General features: G+C 73.2%; 19 protein-coding genes. 8 read left to right on the forward strand and 11 right to left on the reverse strand.

Going from position 1 to position 16,944, the window contains the following annotated elements; translation table 11 throughout:
- Nucleotides 1-3: 3 nt before the first annotated feature.
- A complete protein-coding gene (locus tag HJC40_RS27865) occupies nt 4-381 on the reverse strand; it encodes a hypothetical protein (RefSeq protein ID WP_250005384.1) in 378 nt (125 codons plus the stop codon).
- A gap of 237 nt (nt 382-618) precedes the next feature.
- On the opposite strand from HJC40_RS27865, the gene HJC40_RS27870 reads away from it, so the two are divergent.
- On the forward strand, nt 619-1,224 hold the full coding sequence (locus tag HJC40_RS27870; protein ID WP_250005385.1) for a GTP pyrophosphokinase family protein: 606 nt from the start codon (nt 619-621) through the stop codon (nt 1,222-1,224).
- A 56-nt stretch (nt 1,225-1,280) separates the two neighbouring features.
- Here HJC40_RS27870 and HJC40_RS27875 read toward each other — a convergent pair whose 3' ends face one another.
- The gene (locus HJC40_RS27875; protein ID WP_250005386.1) at nt 1,281-2,063 is read right to left on the reverse strand and encodes an SDR family NAD(P)-dependent oxidoreductase; all 783 of its coding nucleotides are present in this window, start codon (nt 2,061-2,063) and stop codon (nt 1,281-1,283) included.
- Between the two features lie 81 nt (nt 2,064-2,144).
- Between HJC40_RS27875 and HJC40_RS27880 the strand changes: the two genes are divergently transcribed.
- Both HJC40_RS27880 and HJC40_RS27885 read left to right on the forward strand, forming a co-directional pair.
- Nucleotides 2,145-3,239, forward strand: coding sequence for an MFS transporter (locus tag HJC40_RS27880; protein WP_250005387.1), 1,095 nt, complete (start codon nt 2,145-2,147; stop codon nt 3,237-3,239).
- A complete protein-coding gene (locus tag HJC40_RS27885; protein WP_250005388.1) occupies nt 3,170-3,328 on the forward strand; it encodes a hypothetical protein in 159 nt (52 codons plus the stop codon). Before HJC40_RS27880 ends, HJC40_RS27885 begins: the two co-directional genes overlap by 70 nt.
- Nucleotides 3,329-3,398: 70 nt before the next feature.
- Here HJC40_RS27885 and HJC40_RS27890 read toward each other — a convergent pair whose 3' ends face one another.
- Together HJC40_RS27890 and HJC40_RS27895 are read right to left on the reverse strand one after the other, a co-directional pair.
- Nucleotides 3,399-4,331 (reverse strand): NADP-dependent oxidoreductase, encoded by a 933-nt coding sequence (locus HJC40_RS27890; protein ID WP_250005389.1) that lies wholly within the window; start codon nt 4,329-4,331, stop codon nt 3,399-3,401.
- A gap of 71 nt (nt 4,332-4,402) precedes the next feature.
- Nucleotides 4,403-4,654 carry a type B 50S ribosomal protein L31 gene (locus HJC40_RS27895; protein WP_250005390.1) on the reverse strand — a complete coding sequence of 84 codons (252 nt, stop codon included), beginning with the start codon at nt 4,652-4,654 and terminating at the stop codon, nt 4,403-4,405.
- A gap of 177 nt (nt 4,655-4,831) precedes the next feature.
- Between HJC40_RS27895 and HJC40_RS27900 the strand changes: the two genes are divergently transcribed.
- Nucleotides 4,832-5,440 (forward strand): flavodoxin family protein, encoded by a 609-nt coding sequence (locus HJC40_RS27900; RefSeq protein ID WP_250005391.1) that lies wholly within the window; start codon nt 4,832-4,834, stop codon nt 5,438-5,440.
- A gap of 61 nt (nt 5,441-5,501) precedes the next feature.
- Here the strand turns inward: HJC40_RS27900 and HJC40_RS27905 are convergent, their stop codons facing one another.
- The 4 genes from HJC40_RS27905 to HJC40_RS27920 form a co-directional block, all read right to left on the reverse strand.
- Nucleotides 5,502-7,292 carry a trypsin-like serine protease gene (locus HJC40_RS27905; RefSeq protein WP_250005393.1) on the reverse strand — a complete coding sequence of 597 codons (1,791 nt, stop codon included), beginning with the start codon at nt 7,290-7,292 and terminating at the stop codon, nt 5,502-5,504.
- A gap of 151 nt (nt 7,293-7,443) precedes the next feature.
- Nucleotides 7,444-8,781 (reverse strand): FAD-dependent monooxygenase, encoded by a 1,338-nt coding sequence (locus HJC40_RS27910; RefSeq protein WP_250005395.1) that lies wholly within the window; start codon nt 8,779-8,781, stop codon nt 7,444-7,446.
- Nucleotides 8,782-8,849: 68 nt separating this feature from the next.
- Complete coding sequence (locus HJC40_RS27915; RefSeq protein ID WP_250005397.1) at nt 8,850-9,203, reverse strand: STAS domain-containing protein; 354 nt, start codon at nt 9,201-9,203, stop codon at nt 8,850-8,852.
- 96 nt (nt 9,204-9,299) lie between these two features.
- On the reverse strand, nt 9,300-10,139 hold the full coding sequence (locus HJC40_RS27920) for a MurR/RpiR family transcriptional regulator (protein ID WP_250005399.1): 840 nt from the start codon (nt 10,137-10,139) through the stop codon (nt 9,300-9,302).
- A 92-nt stretch (nt 10,140-10,231) separates the two neighbouring features.
- Here HJC40_RS27920 and HJC40_RS27925 point away from each other — a divergent pair, with 92 nt between their 5' ends.
- Both HJC40_RS27925 and HJC40_RS27930 read left to right on the forward strand, forming a co-directional pair.
- Nucleotides 10,232-11,242: an ornithine cyclodeaminase family protein gene (locus tag HJC40_RS27925; protein ID WP_250005402.1), complete on the forward strand. Its 1,011-nt coding sequence runs from the start codon at nt 10,232-10,234 to the stop codon at nt 11,240-11,242.
- Complete coding sequence (locus HJC40_RS27930) at nt 11,239-12,723, forward strand: aromatic amino acid lyase (RefSeq protein WP_250005404.1); 1,485 nt, start codon at nt 11,239-11,241, stop codon at nt 12,721-12,723. The genes HJC40_RS27925 and HJC40_RS27930 overlap by 4 nt, the downstream gene beginning before the upstream one ends.
- Nucleotides 12,724-12,737: 14 nt before the next feature.
- Here the strand turns inward: HJC40_RS27930 and HJC40_RS27935 are convergent, their stop codons facing one another.
- Entirely contained in the window at nt 12,738-13,721 is a 984-nt protein-coding gene (locus HJC40_RS27935) for a LacI family DNA-binding transcriptional regulator (protein WP_250005406.1), read from the reverse strand.
- Between the two features lie 247 nt (nt 13,722-13,968).
- Between HJC40_RS27935 and HJC40_RS27940 the strand changes: the two genes are divergently transcribed.
- Together HJC40_RS27940 and HJC40_RS27945 are read left to right on the forward strand one after the other, a co-directional pair.
- Nucleotides 13,969-14,940 (forward strand): amidohydrolase, encoded by a 972-nt coding sequence (locus tag HJC40_RS27940; protein WP_250005409.1) that lies wholly within the window; start codon nt 13,969-13,971, stop codon nt 14,938-14,940.
- Nucleotides 14,934-15,449: a cysteine dioxygenase family protein gene (locus HJC40_RS27945; RefSeq protein ID WP_250005411.1), complete on the forward strand. Its 516-nt coding sequence runs from the start codon at nt 14,934-14,936 to the stop codon at nt 15,447-15,449. Before HJC40_RS27940 ends, HJC40_RS27945 begins: the two co-directional genes overlap by 7 nt.
- Here the strand turns inward: HJC40_RS27945 and HJC40_RS27950 are convergent.
- Both HJC40_RS27950 and HJC40_RS45525 read right to left on the reverse strand, forming a co-directional pair.
- On the reverse strand, nt 15,416-16,372 hold the full coding sequence (locus HJC40_RS27950) for an aromatic amino acid lyase (RefSeq protein ID WP_308200954.1): 957 nt from the start codon (nt 16,370-16,372) through the stop codon (nt 15,416-15,418). The genes HJC40_RS27945 and HJC40_RS27950 overlap by 34 nt on opposite strands.
- A complete protein-coding gene (locus tag HJC40_RS45525) occupies nt 16,369-16,875 on the reverse strand; it encodes an aromatic amino acid lyase (RefSeq protein WP_284043829.1) in 507 nt (168 codons plus the stop codon). The genes HJC40_RS27950 and HJC40_RS45525 overlap by 4 nt, the downstream gene beginning before the upstream one ends.
- Nucleotides 16,876-16,944: the final 69 nt, after the last annotated feature.

Consider the following 16,944-nt stretch of genomic DNA (forward strand, 5'->3'; position numbering starts at 1 on the left):
GCGCTATTCGCGGGTCGCCGCCAGGGCCCAGGCGACCAGGACCGGCTGGCCCAGCAGGCGCAGCGCGCGCTTGCGGTCGGTGTCGAGGCCGAAACCGTCCTTGCGCTCGACGAACTGCGCGATGTTGCCGGGGAAGACCCCGACGAAGAAGGCGGCCGCGGCCCGGCCGAGGTAGCCCCGGGCGGGCTGCCGCCAGGTGGTCAGCAACGCCGCCCCCAGCGCCAGCTCGGCGACGCCCGACCAGACGACGACCGTGTCCGGGTCGAGCGGGATCCAGCTCGGCACCTGCGCCTGGAACTCCCGGCGCTGCTTGGTCAGGTGCCCGGTGCCGGCGGTGAGCAGGACGGCGCCCAGGGCGGCCTGGCCGATCTCACGAATCATACGGTGCTGTTCTCCACTCGCGGGCGATCTCAACCCCTCCCGGGATGCCGGTGGCACGGGGCGTTTACGGTGTTCAACGACGCCTGCGAAGCTCGACACCGGAGAACGGGAACCTTGACGACCGAGGACGGCGATCAGCAGATCGCGCGCTGGGCCGGTTCAGGCCGTCCAGCGCCGGGCTCGACGGCTCCGACCACTCCGACGGCTCCGACCGGGGAGATGGACCCCTTCCGGAGCATGACCGACGAGCTCACCCACTTCATGCTCGTCTACAAGTTCGGGCTGGCCGAGATCGGCACGAAGATCAACATTCTGGCCGAGGAGCTGGCCCACCGTGGCCGGGGCAACCCGATCGAGCACGTGCTCCCCCGGCTCAAGACCCCGGCCAGCATCAGCGCCAAGGCGCAGCGTATCGGCTGCGCGCTGGCCTTCGACGACCTGCGCGCCCGGATCCGCGACATCGCCGGCATCCGCATCGTGTGCAGCTTCGTCTCCGACGTCTACACCGTCGCCGACATGCTGATCCGCCAGCCCGACATCACGCTGCTGCAGACCAAGGACTACATCGCGCAGCCCAAGGTGAACGGCTACCGCAGCCTGCACCTGATCGTGGAGATCCCGGTGTTCCTCTCCGAGCGGGTGGTGCAGGTGCCGGTGGAGATCCAATTGCGCACCGCGGCCATGGACTTCTGGGCCAGCCTCGAACACAAGATCCACTACAAGTACGACCCCCGCGTGCCCGAGTCCCTGCGCGACGAGCTGGCCGCGGCCGCCGAGGACGCCGCCCGCCTGGACCGCCGGATGGAACGCCTGCACCGCGAGATCCACGGCCCCCGCCGCTGAAACCGGGCTGCTCAGGCTGGACCGCCCAGGGCTCGAGCACGCCCGGCGAACGGGCTTCAGGGCAGGATCGCGTCGACGTAGCCGCCGTCGACGCGGACCGCCCCGCCCGTGGTCGCCGAGGCCAGCGGCGACGACAGGTAGACGACCAGGTTGGCGATCTCCTCGGGCTCGATGAGCCGCTGGATCAGCGACTGGGGCCGGTGCCGGCGCATGAACTCGCGCTGCGCCTCGTCCCACGGCAGGTCCCGGTCGACCAGCGAATAGACGAAGTCCTCGACGCCCCCGGTGTGGGTCGGCCCGGCGATGACGCTGTTCACGGTCACGCCCGAGCCGGCCGCCTCCTTGGCGAAGCCGCGCGAGACGGCCAGCAGAGCGGTCTTGGACATGCCGTAATGGATCATCTCGGCCGGGATGACGACCGCCGAGTCGCTGGCGATGTAGAGCACCCGGCCCCAGCCACGCTCGCGCATGCCCGGCAGCACCTCGCGGGTGAGCCGCACCGCGGTGAGGACGTTGACCTCGAAGTAGCGACGCCAGTCGTCGTCGGTGATCTCCAGGGCCGGCTGCGCGCCGAAGATGCCCAGGTTGTTGACCAGGATGTCGACCGGCCCGGTGGCCTCGAGCGCGGCCGCGGCGCCCTCGGCCGTGCTCACGTCGGCCGGCGCCGCCACGAAGTCACCCTGGCCGAGCTCGGCCAGGGCCCGGTCGACCGACTCGCGCGACCGGCCGTTGACCCCGACCCGGGCGCCGGCCGCGGCGAGCCCGGCCGCGATGGCCCGGCCGATGCCCTGGGTCGACCCGGTGACGAGGGCGGTCTTTCCCGAAAGATCAAGGCGCATGGCTGTGACCTTTCCCAAGGCCCGCTGTCATCACACCCCGGCGGCGCGTTGTGTACGTTCGTACACCAGGAAGGGATGTCGATGGACCGCACCACCGCACACCGGCGCCTCGCGCTGTTCGCCCTGTTCTTCCTGCCCGGTCTGGGCATCTCGTCGTGGGTGACCCGCACGCCGGACATCCGTGACCTGCTCGGCGCCTCGACCGCCCAGATGGGCCTGGTGCTGTTCGGGCTCTCGGCCGGCTCGATGCTGGGCATCCTGACCTCCGGCCGCGTCGTGTCCCGGTTCGGCACCCGCCCGGTCGTCGCCGTGGGCATCGTCACCACCGCGGTCAGCATCCCAGTGATCGGTTTCGGTGCCGGGGTGTCGCAGAGCGCGGTGGTCGCGGCCGGGCTTTTCCTGTTCGGCCTGGGCATGGGCGGCGGCGAGGTGGCCATGAACATCGAGGGCGCCGACGTCGAACGCCTCACCGGCCGGCCGGTGCTGCCGACGATGCACGGCTTCTTCAGCCTGGGCACGGTTGTCGGCGCCGCCGCCGGCATGGCCCTGACCGCGGTGGCGTTCCCGGTGCCCTGGCACCTGGCGGCGATCGGCCTGATCAGCGTGCCGGTGGCCCTGGCCGCGGTGCGCCGTCTCCCGTACGGGGTGGGCCGATCCACGACGGGCCCGGCCGGGGCCGGCCGGCGCGAGCCGGTCTGGCGCGACCGGGTCCTGCTCCTCATCGGCGTGATCGTGCTGGCCATGGCGCTCGCCGAGGGCGCGGCCAACGACTGGCTGCCGCTGATCATGGTCGACGGTCACGGCTTCGACGCCGCGTGGGGCTCGGCCGTCTACACCGCCTTCGCCGCCGCGATGGCGGCCGGCCGGTTCGGCGGGGGCTGGTTCCTGCGCCGCTACAGCCGGGCCACGGTGCTGGGCGCCAGCGCGGTCCTCGGCGGCCTCGGGCTGCTGCTGGTGATCGCGGTCGACAACCAGGTCGTGGCCGGCGCGGCCGTGCTGCTGTGGGGCGCCGGGGCGGCGCTCGGCTTCCCCGTCGCGCTGTCGGCCGCGGCCGACTCGGGCCCGACCCGACGGCCCGGGTCTCGCTGGTCGCCACCGCCGGTTACGTGGCGTTCCTGGTCGGGCCGCCCGCTCTGGGCTTCCTGGGCGAGCACTACGGCCTGCGCAACGCGATGATCGCCGTGCTGGCGCTGCTCGTGCTGGCCGCCGCGGCCGCCCCGGCCCTGAACCGGCGGCCGGCCCCGGAGAAGCAACCCGTGGCCTGAGCCGGACGAACCCCGGTGCCGGCAGGCTGCCACCGAGCGGACGAAGCCGACAGACCAGCCCGGCTCCCGGCTACGGGACCGTCAGGACCAGCTTGCCGCGGACGTGGCCGCCGGCCATCAGGCGGTGCGCCTCGGCGGCCTCGGTGACCGGCAGCTCGCGCGAGACGTGCACCCGCAGGCGGCCGTTGGCGACGAGCGCCCCGAGCGTGCTCAGCTCGGCGCCGTCCGGGCGGACGAAGACGTACCGTCCGCCCTGTTCCTTGACCGCCGGGTCGACCACCGAGACGTGCCGCACCGGGTGCCGGACCAGGGCCGGCGACTGGGTCAGCGCGTCGCCGCCGCGGAAGTCGGTCGCCGCGTCGACCCGGCCGTCGCCGCCGACCAGGTCGGCCAGCCGTTTGGGGAGGTCGTCGCCGTACTCGATCGGCTCGGCGCCCAGACTGCGGAGGAAGTCGTGGTTGGCCGGGGAGGCCGTGCCGATCACCCGGGCCGCCCCGACCGCGCGGGCGATCTGTACGGCCAGGTGACCCACTCCCCCGGCGGCCGCGTGCACCAGCACCACGTCGCCGTGGCTGACGCCGACGGCGGAGAGGGCCTGCAGCGCGGTCAGCCCGGCCAGCGGCAGGCCGCCGGCCTCGGTGAGCGACATCGCGGCCGGCACGTGGGCCACCGCGCGGTCGTTGACCGAGACCAGTTCCGCGTACGTGCCGTGCTGCACGCTGTCCTTGCGGGCGTACGCCATCACCTCGTCGCCGGGCGCGAACCGGGTGACCGCCGGGCCGACCCGGTCGACGATGCCGGCCACGTCCCAGCCGGGGATCAGCGGGAAGTGGTGGGGGTAGGCGCCCTCCAGGTAACCGGCCCGGACCGCGTGGTCGACCGGGTTGACCCCGGCCGCGCGCACCCGGATGCGTACCGTGTCGAACCCGACCGGCGGGTCGGGGAGCTCCCGCATCGTCATGACGTCGACGTCACCGAACTCGTCCAGCGCGATTGCCCTCATAAGGGGCATGATGCCCCACCGGGGCGACAAAAAACGCCCGACGTCGCAAGGACGCCGGGCGTTCGAGGGTGTTACTTCGAGAACTTCGCGTACTTGGTGCGGAACTTCTCGATGCGGCCCGCGGTGTCGAGGACCCGGGTGCGGCCGGTCCAGAAGGGGTGGCTCGCCGCCGAGATCTGCACGTCGATCACCGGGTAGGTCCGGCCGTCGCTCCACTCGACCGTCTTCTCACTGGTCTCGGTGGACCGGGTGAGGAACGCGTAGTCCGCGTTGCGGTCGCGGTAGACGACGGTCTTGTAGTCGGGGTGGATACCGTTCTTCATGTCTCTGTCCTCCTGAGGAGTTCGACCGTCACAACCACGGTGGCAGCCCGGTTATTTCCCTGGAGGTGAGACGCTGTTCACTGTCGCCGCCGTCGTCCGGACAGCGCGCTGACCAGCACCTACGCCGGCCTCCGGGGGCTCGGGTTTGACCGCGGCGGGGCCGGGCACGCAGAGATCATGACAACGTTGCGCGCCCTCGTTCTGGGCTGTTCCCTCAAGTCGGGCCCGCAGGAGTCCAGCAGTGAACTGCTCGGCCGTCAGATCCTCGACGCGCTGGCCGACCACGACGTCGAGGGCGAGGTCATCCGCGTGGCCGACCGGAACATCAAGTTCGGCGTGAGCACCGACGAGGGCGACGGCGACGGCTGGCCCGCCGTACGGGAGAAGGTCCTGGCCGCCGACATCCTGGTGATCGCCACCCCGATCTGGATGGGTCAGCCCTCGAGCGTCGCCAAGATGGTGCTGGAGCGGCTGGACGCCGAACTGTCGGAGACCGACGAGCTGGGGCGGCCGTCGATGTACAACAAGATCGCGGTCGTCGGCGTGGTCGGCAACGAGGACGGCGCCCACCACGTGATCGCCGAGGTGTTCCAGGCCCTCAACGACGTCGGCTTCACCATCCCCGCCGCCGGCTCGGCCTACTGGGTCGGCGAGGCCCTGGGCAAGGTCGACTACAAGGACGCCGGCCCGAAGCCGGACACCACCGGCGCCTCGGTCAAGGACCTGGCCGCGACGGCAGCTCACCTCGCCCACGCCCTGGCCCGCGACCCCTACCCGGCGGAGTGACGACCCGGACAAGACTCGGGCCGGGTCGCCGCGCGTGCGGTGACCCGGCCCGGTGTCCGGATCAGAACTGGTCTTCGGCCAGCCGGACGCTCGCGTACGAGCCGAACGACGCCGAGTTCCAGGTCTTGACCGGGGTGGCGAACCCGCCGTTCGGGTTGGCGGTCAGCGTGTGCAGGGCGAGGCTGCCGTCGGAGTAGCCGTAGAGCGCGGCAACGTCGTCGCGGCCGTCGCCGTTGAAGTCGCCCGCGGTGAACCGGGTGCGGTCCCACGAGCCCCACGACGACGTGCTCGACTTCCACGAGGCGAACGGGCTGGCGAAGCTGCCGTCCGGCTTGGCCGTGAACGTCAGCATCGCCAGGTCGCCCACGGCGTACAGATAGAACCCGGCCACGTCGCCCAGGCCGTCGCCGTTGAAGTCGCCCGCCACGATCGTCATCCGCTCCGTGTCGCCCCAGCCGGCCGCCGCCGACCAGCCGCGCGCCGGGGCGGGGAACCCGCCGCTCGGGTTGGCCGTCCAGCTGTACAGGACGACGCTGTTGTCGGTGTTCTTGTAGAACGAGCCGATGTCGGCGCGGCCGTCACCGTTGAAGTCGCCGCTGAAGACCTTCATGCGGGCGATCTCACCCCAGTACGGCGTGGGCGGGTTCCGCCAGCTGGCGGCCGGGACGCCGAACCCGCCGTCGGCCCGGGCGGTCCAGGTGAACAAGCCGATCGACTTGTCGGAGTAGTTGTAGAAACCGGCGATGTCGGTGCGCCCGTCGCCGTTGTAGTCGCCGCTGGTCAGCCGCAACCGGTCGTACGAACCGAAGCCCGTGCTGGTCCACGAGCGCAGCGGCCCGGAGTAGGTGCCGTCGGCCCGGGCCAGGAACGTGTCGAGGCTCAGCATGCCGTTGGCCGCGCTGTTGAAGACCGCCTGGTCGACGATGGCGTCGCCGTTGAAGTCGCCCCGCAGCACCTTCATCTTCGCGGTGTTGTAGGCGCCGTCCGGGCTCTTGAAGCCGTTGCGGGCGGTCATCGCCCCGGTGGCCGCGGTGGTGAAGGTGAACGGGCCGACCGCGCCGGTCGAGTACGCGTAGACGAGCGTCGCGTCCTCGCGGTGATCCTGCGCCAGGCCGCCCGGCGCGATGCCGCGGATCCAGGCGGTGAGGTCGTCCACGCGGGTCTCGACGGCGTCCCGGCGGGTCTCGTCCGAGCCGATGCAGCCACCCTGGTACGACGCGTGATGCACGGCGGCCAGTTCGACGCCGCCGCCGGTCTCGCGCAGGGCCGGCCCGCCGGCGTCGCCCTTGCACAGGCCGGGCTGACCCGGGCTGGTGCCGGCCACGTCGAAGCGGGCCTGGTCGACGGCGCCGACCGAGAACGTCGAGGCGTGCAGCCGTCCGGGCACCCAGGTGTCGGCGGTCCGGCCGTAGCCGGCCAGCCGGAGCACCTCGCCCGGCGCGGGCGCGGTGGTGGACAGCGCGACCGGCGTCAGCGTGGTGGGCCGGTCGAGCCGGACCAGCACGACGCCGCGATCGGGATGCGGGACCAGGCGGGTGGCGGTGCGGACCTGGCCGCCCGAGCCGGCCAGGTCGCTGCGCCCGATGGTGACCGTGGTGGCGACCGGAGGCCGCCCGGCCGCGGGCTGCCCGAAACAGGCCGAGTCGGTGATCACCCACTGTGGGTCGACGAGCGCGCCGGTGCACGCGCCACCGATCCCGGGTACGCCGATCGCGAGATGCGCCACAAAGCCGTACGCCCCGTCGGCGACCTCCGTGCCGTCGACCACCCCGTAAGCGGGGACACTGCCGGCGAGGGCGCCGGTCAGCACGGTCGCGGCCAGGACGGCTCGCCCGAATAGCTTCTTACGCAAGCGTGACCACTTCCTAACAAGACTGTGGATGAGCGGGAAACCGCCGCATCATATGGCGGTTCCCGCGCAGCCACAGCCCCGTCGGCGGTCCGGCCCGCGACCATGCCCGTCGATGCCTGATCCTGAGCGCCGATCGAGGAACGACGATGCGCTATCTCACGCCCGGCACGGCGCTGTTCGCGATCTCGGCGAGTTCGTCGCGGGTCGGGCCCGGGTGCGCCGCCGGCCGCCACCCTCCGGCGAAGATGGCTCGCGCCCGGGGTTCCACCTCGTCGAGGATCGCGGGCAAGGCGGCCATGGCCAGGTACGGACCGACGACGCGCCACAGGGACGGGTCGGCCTCGGCCGCCTCCATGATCAGGTCGCTGGGCAGGCGCCGCGTCACGTCGACGTCCCCACCGGCCCAGCGGCGCAGCAGGTCGGCGTCCCAGTGGACGTGATCGTCGTACCAGGGCCGGACCTGGGCCGTGCACCAGTCGTCGAAGGCGAGCGCCACCGCGGCGGGGTCGCCGGGACATCCGTCGAGCAACGACAGCAGGGCGACCGCCTGCCCCAGCGCGATCGCGATACCGCGGCCGGCCGACGGGTTGGTCGTGCCCACCGCGTCCCCGACGTGCAGGAGTCCCGGCAGTCCGACCCGGCCCCGCGCGTCGAGCTGGCCCCGGTAGGTGTTGTGGAGCCGGCCGCCGGGCAGCACCGGGGTGATCGGTGAGCTGCGGTCGGGCGTCACCCAGGCGGCCAGCGCGGGCACGGCGAGAGCGGCCGCCTCGAAGGCCTCGGGGAAGCGGAGCACGGCCAGCCGCCGGTCGTCCGACGGCCGGATGATCAGCACCGAGAACGTCCGGTTGTCGTGCGGGAACACGGCGACGAGATAGCCGGACAGCGTCTGGATGAGCCCGACCGGTGCGTTCATCGGCCCCCACTCGGCCCCCGGCCGCAGGACGAACTGCTGGGACACGTACGAGAGACCGCAGTCGCCGCCCTCGGCCGGCGCCCGCAGATCGGCGGCGAACCGGGCCGACCGGCCCGACGCGTTGATCACCAGTTCGGCCGTCAGCTCGCGCCCGTCCACGACCAGGCCCGTGGCCCGCTCGCCGGCGCGCGCCACGTCGTCGACGTGCCCCCGGGCCAGCGTGACGCCGGGCTCGCGCTCGGCGAAGTCTCGCAGCACCCGGTCGAAGACCGCCCGGCGGCAGCGCAGCCCCGCCCCTCGCCCGGGCGCGGCGTCGCTGCCCGGGAACGAGATCTGCTCCACCCCGGCCCTGGTCAGCGCGTCCAGCATCTCGGGCATCTCGGCGGCCAGCGCCGCGCCGATCTGCGGCCGGAAGGCGTGCGGGTGGTGGAATTGCATCACGCCGCGGCGCGGCCAGCTGCCGTCACCCGCGGGCCCGCCGTCGCGGTCGACAACGGTCACCCGGTGCCCGCGACGGGCGAGCGCAACAGCGGTGAACAGCCCGGTCGGCCCGGCTCCGGCAACAGCGACATCCATGACGCGAGCCTAGGCTCGCGGGGCGGTCACGCCCCCGCCATCGTCGGCAAGCCGACCGGCCGGGCCGCTCAGTCCTCGCGGCACAGTCGTTGCGGCGGCACGCCGGCCAGGCTCAGCCGGACGGCCAGCTCGGGCTTCGGGTTCGTCAGGAAGACCGCCACCTGGTGGTCGTCGCCGAGGAAGCAGGCCGCGGCCAGGGTGCCCACGTTGATCGGGTCGAGGGTGACGACCTCGGTCAGGTCGACGACGAGCCGCAACGGCCGGACCCGCCGCACCGTGCGCACGAGAAGCTGGCGGAGCTCGACCGCACACTCAGGACCGACGACGCCCCGGAGCAGGACGATCACGCTACCGTCGTCCGCCGTCCGGACCTCGACGTTTCCGGCTCCCGCGGAGCCGGTCGTCACCGGCTGTTCACCCACGCGCTCACCATAGGAGCAACACCGTGCCACCGGCCATCCATCTCGGGGCTGGTGCGCCGATCCGGTCGGCTCGAGGGGACGCGCAAGGGCCGACGTTCAGAGAGCCCAGCGGTCGATGAGGGCCTCGTGGGCCTCCAGATGTCGCTGGGTGCGCTGCGGGTCGGTGCCGGCGATCGCGTCGAGGAGGCTGATCGCCAGCACCACCACGGCGGCGTGCGAATCGAAGACCAGCCCGGTGCCGACCGGCGCCACCAGCAGGACGTCGGCGTCGTCGGCGAACGGCACCAGCTGGCTGTCGGCCACGACGACCGTGGCCAGGCCGAGCTGCCGGGCCAGCCGGATCGCGGCGACCGTGCCGGCCGGGTACCGCGGCATCGCGAAGACGAGAACAGCGCCGGCTCCCTGATGATGCAACTGCAGGACGGCGTCGTCGAGACAGCTCGCGTCGGTGTGCACCGACGTCGACGGGATGACCCGGCGGGCGAAGTAGCCGAAGTACTGCGCCAGCGCCGCCGAGGCCCGTAGACCGATCACACCCAGCGGCGACGTGCCGGCCAGGAGGCGTACGGCGGCCGCCATCCGGTCGCCGTCGAGCTCGCGGCTCAGGCCGGACAGGTTCGCGACCTCCTGGTGCAGCGGGCTGCGCCTGTCCAGGGTGAGATCGCCGGACTGGCCCGCGAGCACAGCCTCCCGCAGGGCGGCACGGAACTCGGGGTAGCCGGCAAACCCCAGCGCGGTGGCCAGCCGGGTGACGGTCGGCTGGCTGACGCCGGCCCGTTCCGCGATCTCGATCGTCGACAGGAACGCCACCTCGGGGAACAGGCCGAGCATGCGCTGGACGATCTGACGCTGGCTGGGCGAGAGCCGGCGTTGCTGCGCCAGCCCCAGCAGCCAGTCCTCCGCGCGACCGGTGTCCAGCCGCTTCTCGGAAGTCATCGCGTCTCGGAAGTCATCGCGTCCCGGAATTCACAGCACCGCCCACAGGGAACCTGAATACTCTCAAACACATAGGCTATAGGGTGCATGACATGATTCAGGAGATCTGGCTCCGGTTTCTCAACGGCGCCGACATCGACGGCCTGAGCCTGAGCGCGGCCGACGTGATCGGCGCGGTGGAGGACGTCGTGGCCGCGCACGGCCGGGGCGAGACGGTGTTCGAACCCCGTACGCACCTGGTCCCCCGCGGCGGCGCCGGTCACTTCAACGTGCTGCGCGGGCACGTCGACACGCTGGGCGAGCGCGGTCTGAGCGGCGTCAAGGTGGTCGGCGATTTCGTGCCGAACTACCAGCAGGGCCTGCCCAGCGAGCTCGCGCTGATGACGGTTTTCGACCCCACCAACGGGGTTCCCCTGGCGATCATGGACGCCACGCTGATCACCGAGGTCCGCACCGGCGCGATGACCGCCGTCGGCGCCAAGCACCTGGCCCGGGCCGACTCGAAGATCCTGGGGCACGTCGGCGCGCGCGGCACGGCGTTCGCCAACGTCACCATGCTGGACAGCCTGTTCCCGCTCGAGGAGATCCGGGTGACCAGCCGCCGCCCCGAGTCCCGCGAGGCCTTCGCGGCGCGGCTGCGGGAGGTCACCGGCACCCCCGTGCGGGCCGTCGCGACCGCCGACGAGGCCTTCGACGGCGCCGACATCCTCGTCGAGGCCTCCCGGCTGGAGGAGCCCACTCCCCTGCTGCGGACGGCGGCCGTGAAGCCGGGCGCGTTCGTCGTCCCCTACGGCACGATCAGCGCCGTGGAGATCGACCTGCTCGACGTGATGGACAAGGTGGTCGTCGACGACTGGCGCGAGTCCCGGGCGGGCCGGTTCGGCAGCCTGCGGGCGCACGTCGACACCGGCCGGTTGAGCGAGGACACCCTGTACGCCCAGATCGGCGACATCGTCACCGGGCGCAAGCCGGGCCGCGAGCGCGACGACGAGCGCATCCTGTTCTGGCACCGTGGCCTGTCGATCCTCGACGTCGCCCTGGCCCACCTGATCCTGACCCGCGCCGAGGCCGCCGACGTGGGCACGATGCTGCGCTACCGATGACCGCTCCCGATCAGATGCGACCGACCCCTCCCGTACGGGTGATCAGGCGACCGGAGGATCTCGACCGCACGGTCCTCGCCGGCGTCGCGCGCGGGGCCGTCCGGGTCGAGCTCGCCGCCGAGCTGACCGCTGCTCTCAGCCGGAGCCGCCGGGCCACGCTGGCCGACCTCACCGGCCGGACCGTGTACGGGGTCAACACCGGCCTCGGGGCGATGTCGGGCCTGCGGCTGGACGACGCCGCCCAGAGCCACCACCAGGACAACCTCATGCTCGGCCGGGCGGTCGGATCGGCCCCGTGGCTCCGCCGCGACCAGGCCCGCGCCCTGCTCGCGGCGCGCCTGCGCACCTTGCTGCACCCGGCCGCCGGCGTCTCCGCCGAGCTGTGCGGCTTCCTGGCCGACCTGCTCCGGACCGACCTCGTCCCGGCGATCCCGGCCCGGGGCAGCGGCGCGGCCGGCGAGATCATCCCGCTCGCCCACGCCGGCGCCGTGCTGCTCGGCGGCGGCCAGGTGCTGGACGAGGCCGGGGCCGCGGCCGACGCCGAGCCGGCGCTGGCCAAGGCCGGTCTGACCGCACGGTCGTTCGGGCCCAAGGAGGGCATCGCGTTCCTGGAGGGTGTTCCGGGCCTGACCGGGCTGGCCGTGCTGGCCGGCGTGGCCACCCGCGACCTGCTGGGCCAGGTCGTCACCGGGACCGCCGCCGCACACACCGCGATCCGGGCCAGCCCCGATCCCCTGCACCCGGCGCTGGCCGACAGCGACGAGCTGGCCACCGTGCTGGCCGGCCTGCGAGCGCTGCGCGGCGACGGCGCCGCCGGGGCCCTGCAGGCGCCTGTCTCGTTCCGCGTCACCGCGCCGGCGCTGGCCGTGGCCGGGCGGGCCGTCGCCGCCCTGGACGCCGCCGCCGACCGCGCCCTGAGCGCGGTGACCGACTCCCCGGCCCACCTGGACGGCGAGTTCGTCGGCACGTTCGGCTTCGCCGGCACCGACCTGACGGCGGCCCTCGGCACGCTCACCGCGGCCCTGGTCCACCTGGCCGACCTGGGCGCGGCCCGCCTGCACCGCCTGCTCGACCCGCGGGTCACCGGGCTGGCCCCGCAGCTCTCCCCCGCCCCCGGCCTGCACGCCGGCCTGGCCGCCGTCCACAAACGCGCCGCCGCGGTCACCCACCGCCTGCGCCGGTTCGCGGCCCCGGCCCTGACCGGCGCGATCGAGACCTCGCTGGGCCAGGAGGACGTGCAGAGCTTCGGCTTCGAGGCGGCCGAGTGCCTGGACGAGGCGCTGAACGGCCTGCGCGAGGTCCTCGCGTGCGAACTGCTGGCGGTGATCCAGGCCCAGCGCCTCGGCGCCCCGCGGAGCCCCGGGCTCGACGCCCTCGACGCCGCGCTGCCGGCGGGCACCGCCGACCGCCCGTTCGGCCGCGACCTGGACACGATCATCGAGCTGCTGGCCGGCGGCGGGCTGACGGGCCGGGCCGGCTGACGGGCCGCCGCAGGCTAGCGGGCGGGGCTGGTCGAGCCGCGCACCACCAGCTCGGGGCGGAACAGCGGCGCCGCGCCGGGTGAGTCGAGCTGGCCGACGGCCGCGGCCACGATCGCGTCCTCGTCCCAGGCCATCGTGGTGAGACCCGGCTCGACCAGGACAGCGAGCTGATGGTCGTCGTAGCCGATCACCGAGAGGTCGTCGGGCAGGGTCAGTCCGGCGTCGCGGGCGGCCCGGTAGACGGCGAAGGCCAGCGAATCGCTGAGGCAGAACACCCCGGTCGGCCTTTCCGGGCCCCGCAGCAGCGACGACGCCACCTCGACGGCCTCGGCGGTGGCGGCCGGCGCGGCGATCGCGACCAGCTCGATGCCCAGCGACTCGGCGATCGAGGTCGCGAGCAGCTGGGCCGGCCGCCCGGGCGTCGAGGGCAGCGCGGGCGCGAGCAGGCCGACGCGGCGATGGCCCAGCCCGGCCAGATGGGCGAACGCGGTGTGAACCCCGTACTCGTTGTCGAAGAGCACACTGCTGGAGCCGGGCCGGCTCACCAGCGCGTCGCCGATCGACACGACCGCGACCGAGGGGTCGAGCAGGCGCCAGTAATCGGCCGTGGGATCGACCGGCGAGACGAGCGCGCCGTCGACACGCTGCGCGGCGAACTGCTCCACGATGCGGCGTTCGAGCGAAGGGTCGGCATCGGCGTCGGCGATCGTCGCGAACCTCCCCTGCCCGCGCAGAGCCCGGGTGAGCAGCACCGAGAAGTCCTGCTGCCAGAGATCGCGCAACGAGCCGGAGACCCCGACCCAGCCCGTACGCCCGCTGGCCAGCGCCCGGGCGATCGGGTCGACCGTGTAGCCCAGCTCGTCGGCGAGCTCACGGACCCGCTGGATCGTGGCCGGCGAGCCGCGCAGGCCGCGCAACGCGTAGGAGGTCGCGGCGAGCGACAGCCCGGCCGCGGAGGCCAGGTCCTGCAGCGTCCGTCGCCCCTGCTGCCTCGACACCGGCCGACAGTAACACCGCCCGGCCTCCCCCTACCCCTCCTCGCCTGCCACCCACCCGGGGTTTGCGGCGACCTTCCTTCTTGGCAAGCCGGAGCACCCGAGTTGTCCACAGGCGGCCGCGCTCCTGCTTCGTCCCGGTGCCCGGGAACACATTGCGAGAACTAGAGGGAAGCGCTTCACTTATCCCCAGAGTGAAGCGCTTCACCCGGATGCGCGCCGCACGTGAAACCGTCTGCCAGGAGGGCCCATGGTGTTCGACTGCCATCAGCATCTGTGGCCGCCGCGCCTGGTCGAGGCCCTGCGCCGCCGTTCGACCTATCCCTATCTGCGGGAGTGGACGCTTCACCTGCCGGGCGAGGACCCGTACGAGGTGGACCCGAACGCTCACGATGTCGAACGCCGCCATGATCAAGAGCGGCGAGACGGCCGGTCCCGCGTTCTGGTGTCGCTGTCCAGCCCTCTCGGCATCGAGCACCTGCCCGCCCACGACGGCGTCGAGCTGATCGACATCTGGCACGAGAGCGCCCTCGAGCTGGGCGAGCCGTTCCACGTGTGGGCCGCCGCCCCGGTCACCGAGCTCGACCCGGACGGCCTGGCCAAGGTGCTGCGCGACGATCGCGTCGCCGGGCTGCAACTGCCGGCCACCGCGCTCGCCGACCCGGCCGGCATCGCCCACGTCGGACCGCTGCTGACCGAGGCCGAGAAGGCGGACAAGCCCGTGCTCGTGCACCCCGGCCCCGCGCCGGCCTGCGACCCGGGGCTGCCTGCCTGGTGGCCGGCCCTGGTCCCGTACGTGTCACAGCTGCACCAGTCGTGGCTCGCCTGGCACGTCGCGGGCCGGGCCCGGCACCCCGCGCTGCGCATCGGGTTCGTCGCCCTGGCCGGGCTGGCCCCGCTGCACCACGAACGGCTGGCCGCGCGCGGCGGGGCGCTCGGCGCACTCGATCCGGACGTGTTCTACGAGACCTCGTCGTACGGCACCCGGGCCGTCGACGCCCTGGTCCGCGTCGTCGGCGTCGACCCGATCGTCTCGGGCTCCGACCGGCCGTACGCGCAAGCCGTCGACCCCGGCCTGGGCGCGGCCTTCACCCACGCCCTGTTCGAGGCCAACCCCCGCCGCTTCCTCACCGGACGCCGCGGTCCCACCGAAGAGCGCGGCACAGCCGCAGAGCGCGACGGCGAAGAGAGCGGGACAACGATGGGAGTGCGCGGATGCTGACGGAAGAGTCTTCGAGGATCGTGTTGCCGGCCCTGCCCGGCCGGGTGCTCGACCCGCCGGAGCTCAAGCGCTGGGTGGCGGAGCTGGCCGCCCGGCCCGAGCTGTGGGAGCACCTGGTGCGGCACGACACCGGCAAGCGGCACTACGCGTCGGTCTACCGCGACAGCGACATCGACGTCTGGGCGCTGTGCTGGAACCTTGTGGACGACACCGGCTGGCACGACCACGACACGTCGTCGGGGGCGGTCGCCGTGACCCGGGGCGCGGTTACCGAGGCCACCCCGCGGATGGGCGGCGAGCCGGTCACCCGGGTCGTCGAGGCCGGGCGGACGTTCGCGTTCGGGCCCGACCACATCCACCGGATGGGCGGGGCGGTCGACGGCTCGGTCTCCCTGCACGCGTACTCGCCGCCGCTGTGGCGGATGGGGCAGTACTCGATCAGCCGGTCGGGCGTGCTGCGCCGCCGGGCGGTCAGCTACGCCGACGAGCTCAGGCCCATCGACGAGTAGTCGAGCACCGCGCCCAGCTCGGGCAGCAGGTCCGCCGCGCGTTCCAGGTCGGCGCCCAGCGGCCGGTCGTCCTCGGACGGGTCGAGCTCCTCGGAGGCCATCTCGAACGCCTCCCGGAGCGGGCCCGCGATGAGCCGGCCCGGGGCCATCCGCAGCGCGCGGACGGCGGCGACCAGTTCGGCGGCGAGCAGCGTCGGTGCCAGCTGGGTCATCGTGCGCAGCGAGCGGGCGCCCTGGGTGGCGAAGCTGGCGTGCTCCTCGAGGCCGAGCGAGATGCTGAGCGTGCCGGCCGCGGTCGGGGTCATGCCGACCCGGATCTCGGTGAGCAGGTCCTGGACGACGTACTCGCTGATCATCAGGCCGGAGCTGCCGGCCGGGCCGGCCGCGAGGAAGGCCCGCAGACCGGTCAGGTCGGGCCGCATGAGCAGACCGAGCCGCGCGGTCGAGAGCGACAGCACCGGCAGGAACGCCCCGCGCACCGCGTCGAGCTGGGACGCCAGCGTCGCCGTGTGGAACTGCCCGTGATGGCGGACCCCGTCCGGGGTGACCAGCGGGTTCTCGACGGCCGCGTTGATCTCGGCGGCGAGCGCGTCGTCCAGGCAGCGGGCCGCGTGGATGGCGGGCGCCGTCACCTGGGGCAGCACCCGCAAGCCGAACGGGTCCTGGATGCGCACCGGGGCCGCGCTCCCGGCGACCAGGCGGCTCATCAGCCGGGCCACCTCGACCTGGCCGGGGTGGGCCCGGTAGCGGTGCACGGCCACGTCGTACGCCTCGGGGTTGCCCCGCAGCGCGAGAAAGCTCAGCGCCGCCACCACCACGGACGCGCGCAGCTGGCTCTGGACCCGTTGCAGCGCGATCGCGGCGGTGGCCACGGTGAGCGCGCTGGAACTGATCATCGGCAGCGCGTCGGTGGCCCCGATCACGGTGGTGTCGGCCCCTTGCCGTCGCGCCAGGGGCGTTCGCCGGCCAGCGTCAGGCTCAGCTCGGCCAGGGCGGCCAGGTCGCCGGTGCCGATGGCGCCCCAGGAGTGGATCGTCGGCACCGCGCCGTCGTGCAGGGCCGCACCCAGCGCCTCGGCCACCTGCCGGGAGACGCCCGAGCCGCCGGCCAGGATCTGGTTGAGCCGGACGGCCATCATCGCCCGGGCCGTGACGTCGTCGACCACGGGGCCGACCGCCGCGCAGTGACTGCGGAGCAGCCGCAGGGCGCGCTCGGCGTCGTCGGCCGTCCGCTCGTGCCGATTGGCCCCGACACCGGTGTTGGCCCCGTAGACTGCCCCGTGCGCCCGCGCCTGTTGCAGCATGGCATGCCGCCCCTCGACCCGCCGGAGAGCCACCGGGTCGACCTCGACCCCGCAGCGACCGGCGGCGACGGCCAGCAGCGCGGTCATCGTCAAACTGCGGCCGTCCAGTCGTTCTGCCTGCATAGCGCCACCATCACACGTGTTTCTAGACCGTAACGGCTCCCCCAGGACGTTTGACATCTTATTCACTAC

Source organism: Actinoplanes sp. M2I2 (genome assembly GCF_023544445.1).
Classification (GTDB): domain Bacteria; phylum Actinomycetota; class Actinomycetes; order Mycobacteriales; family Micromonosporaceae; genus Actinoplanes.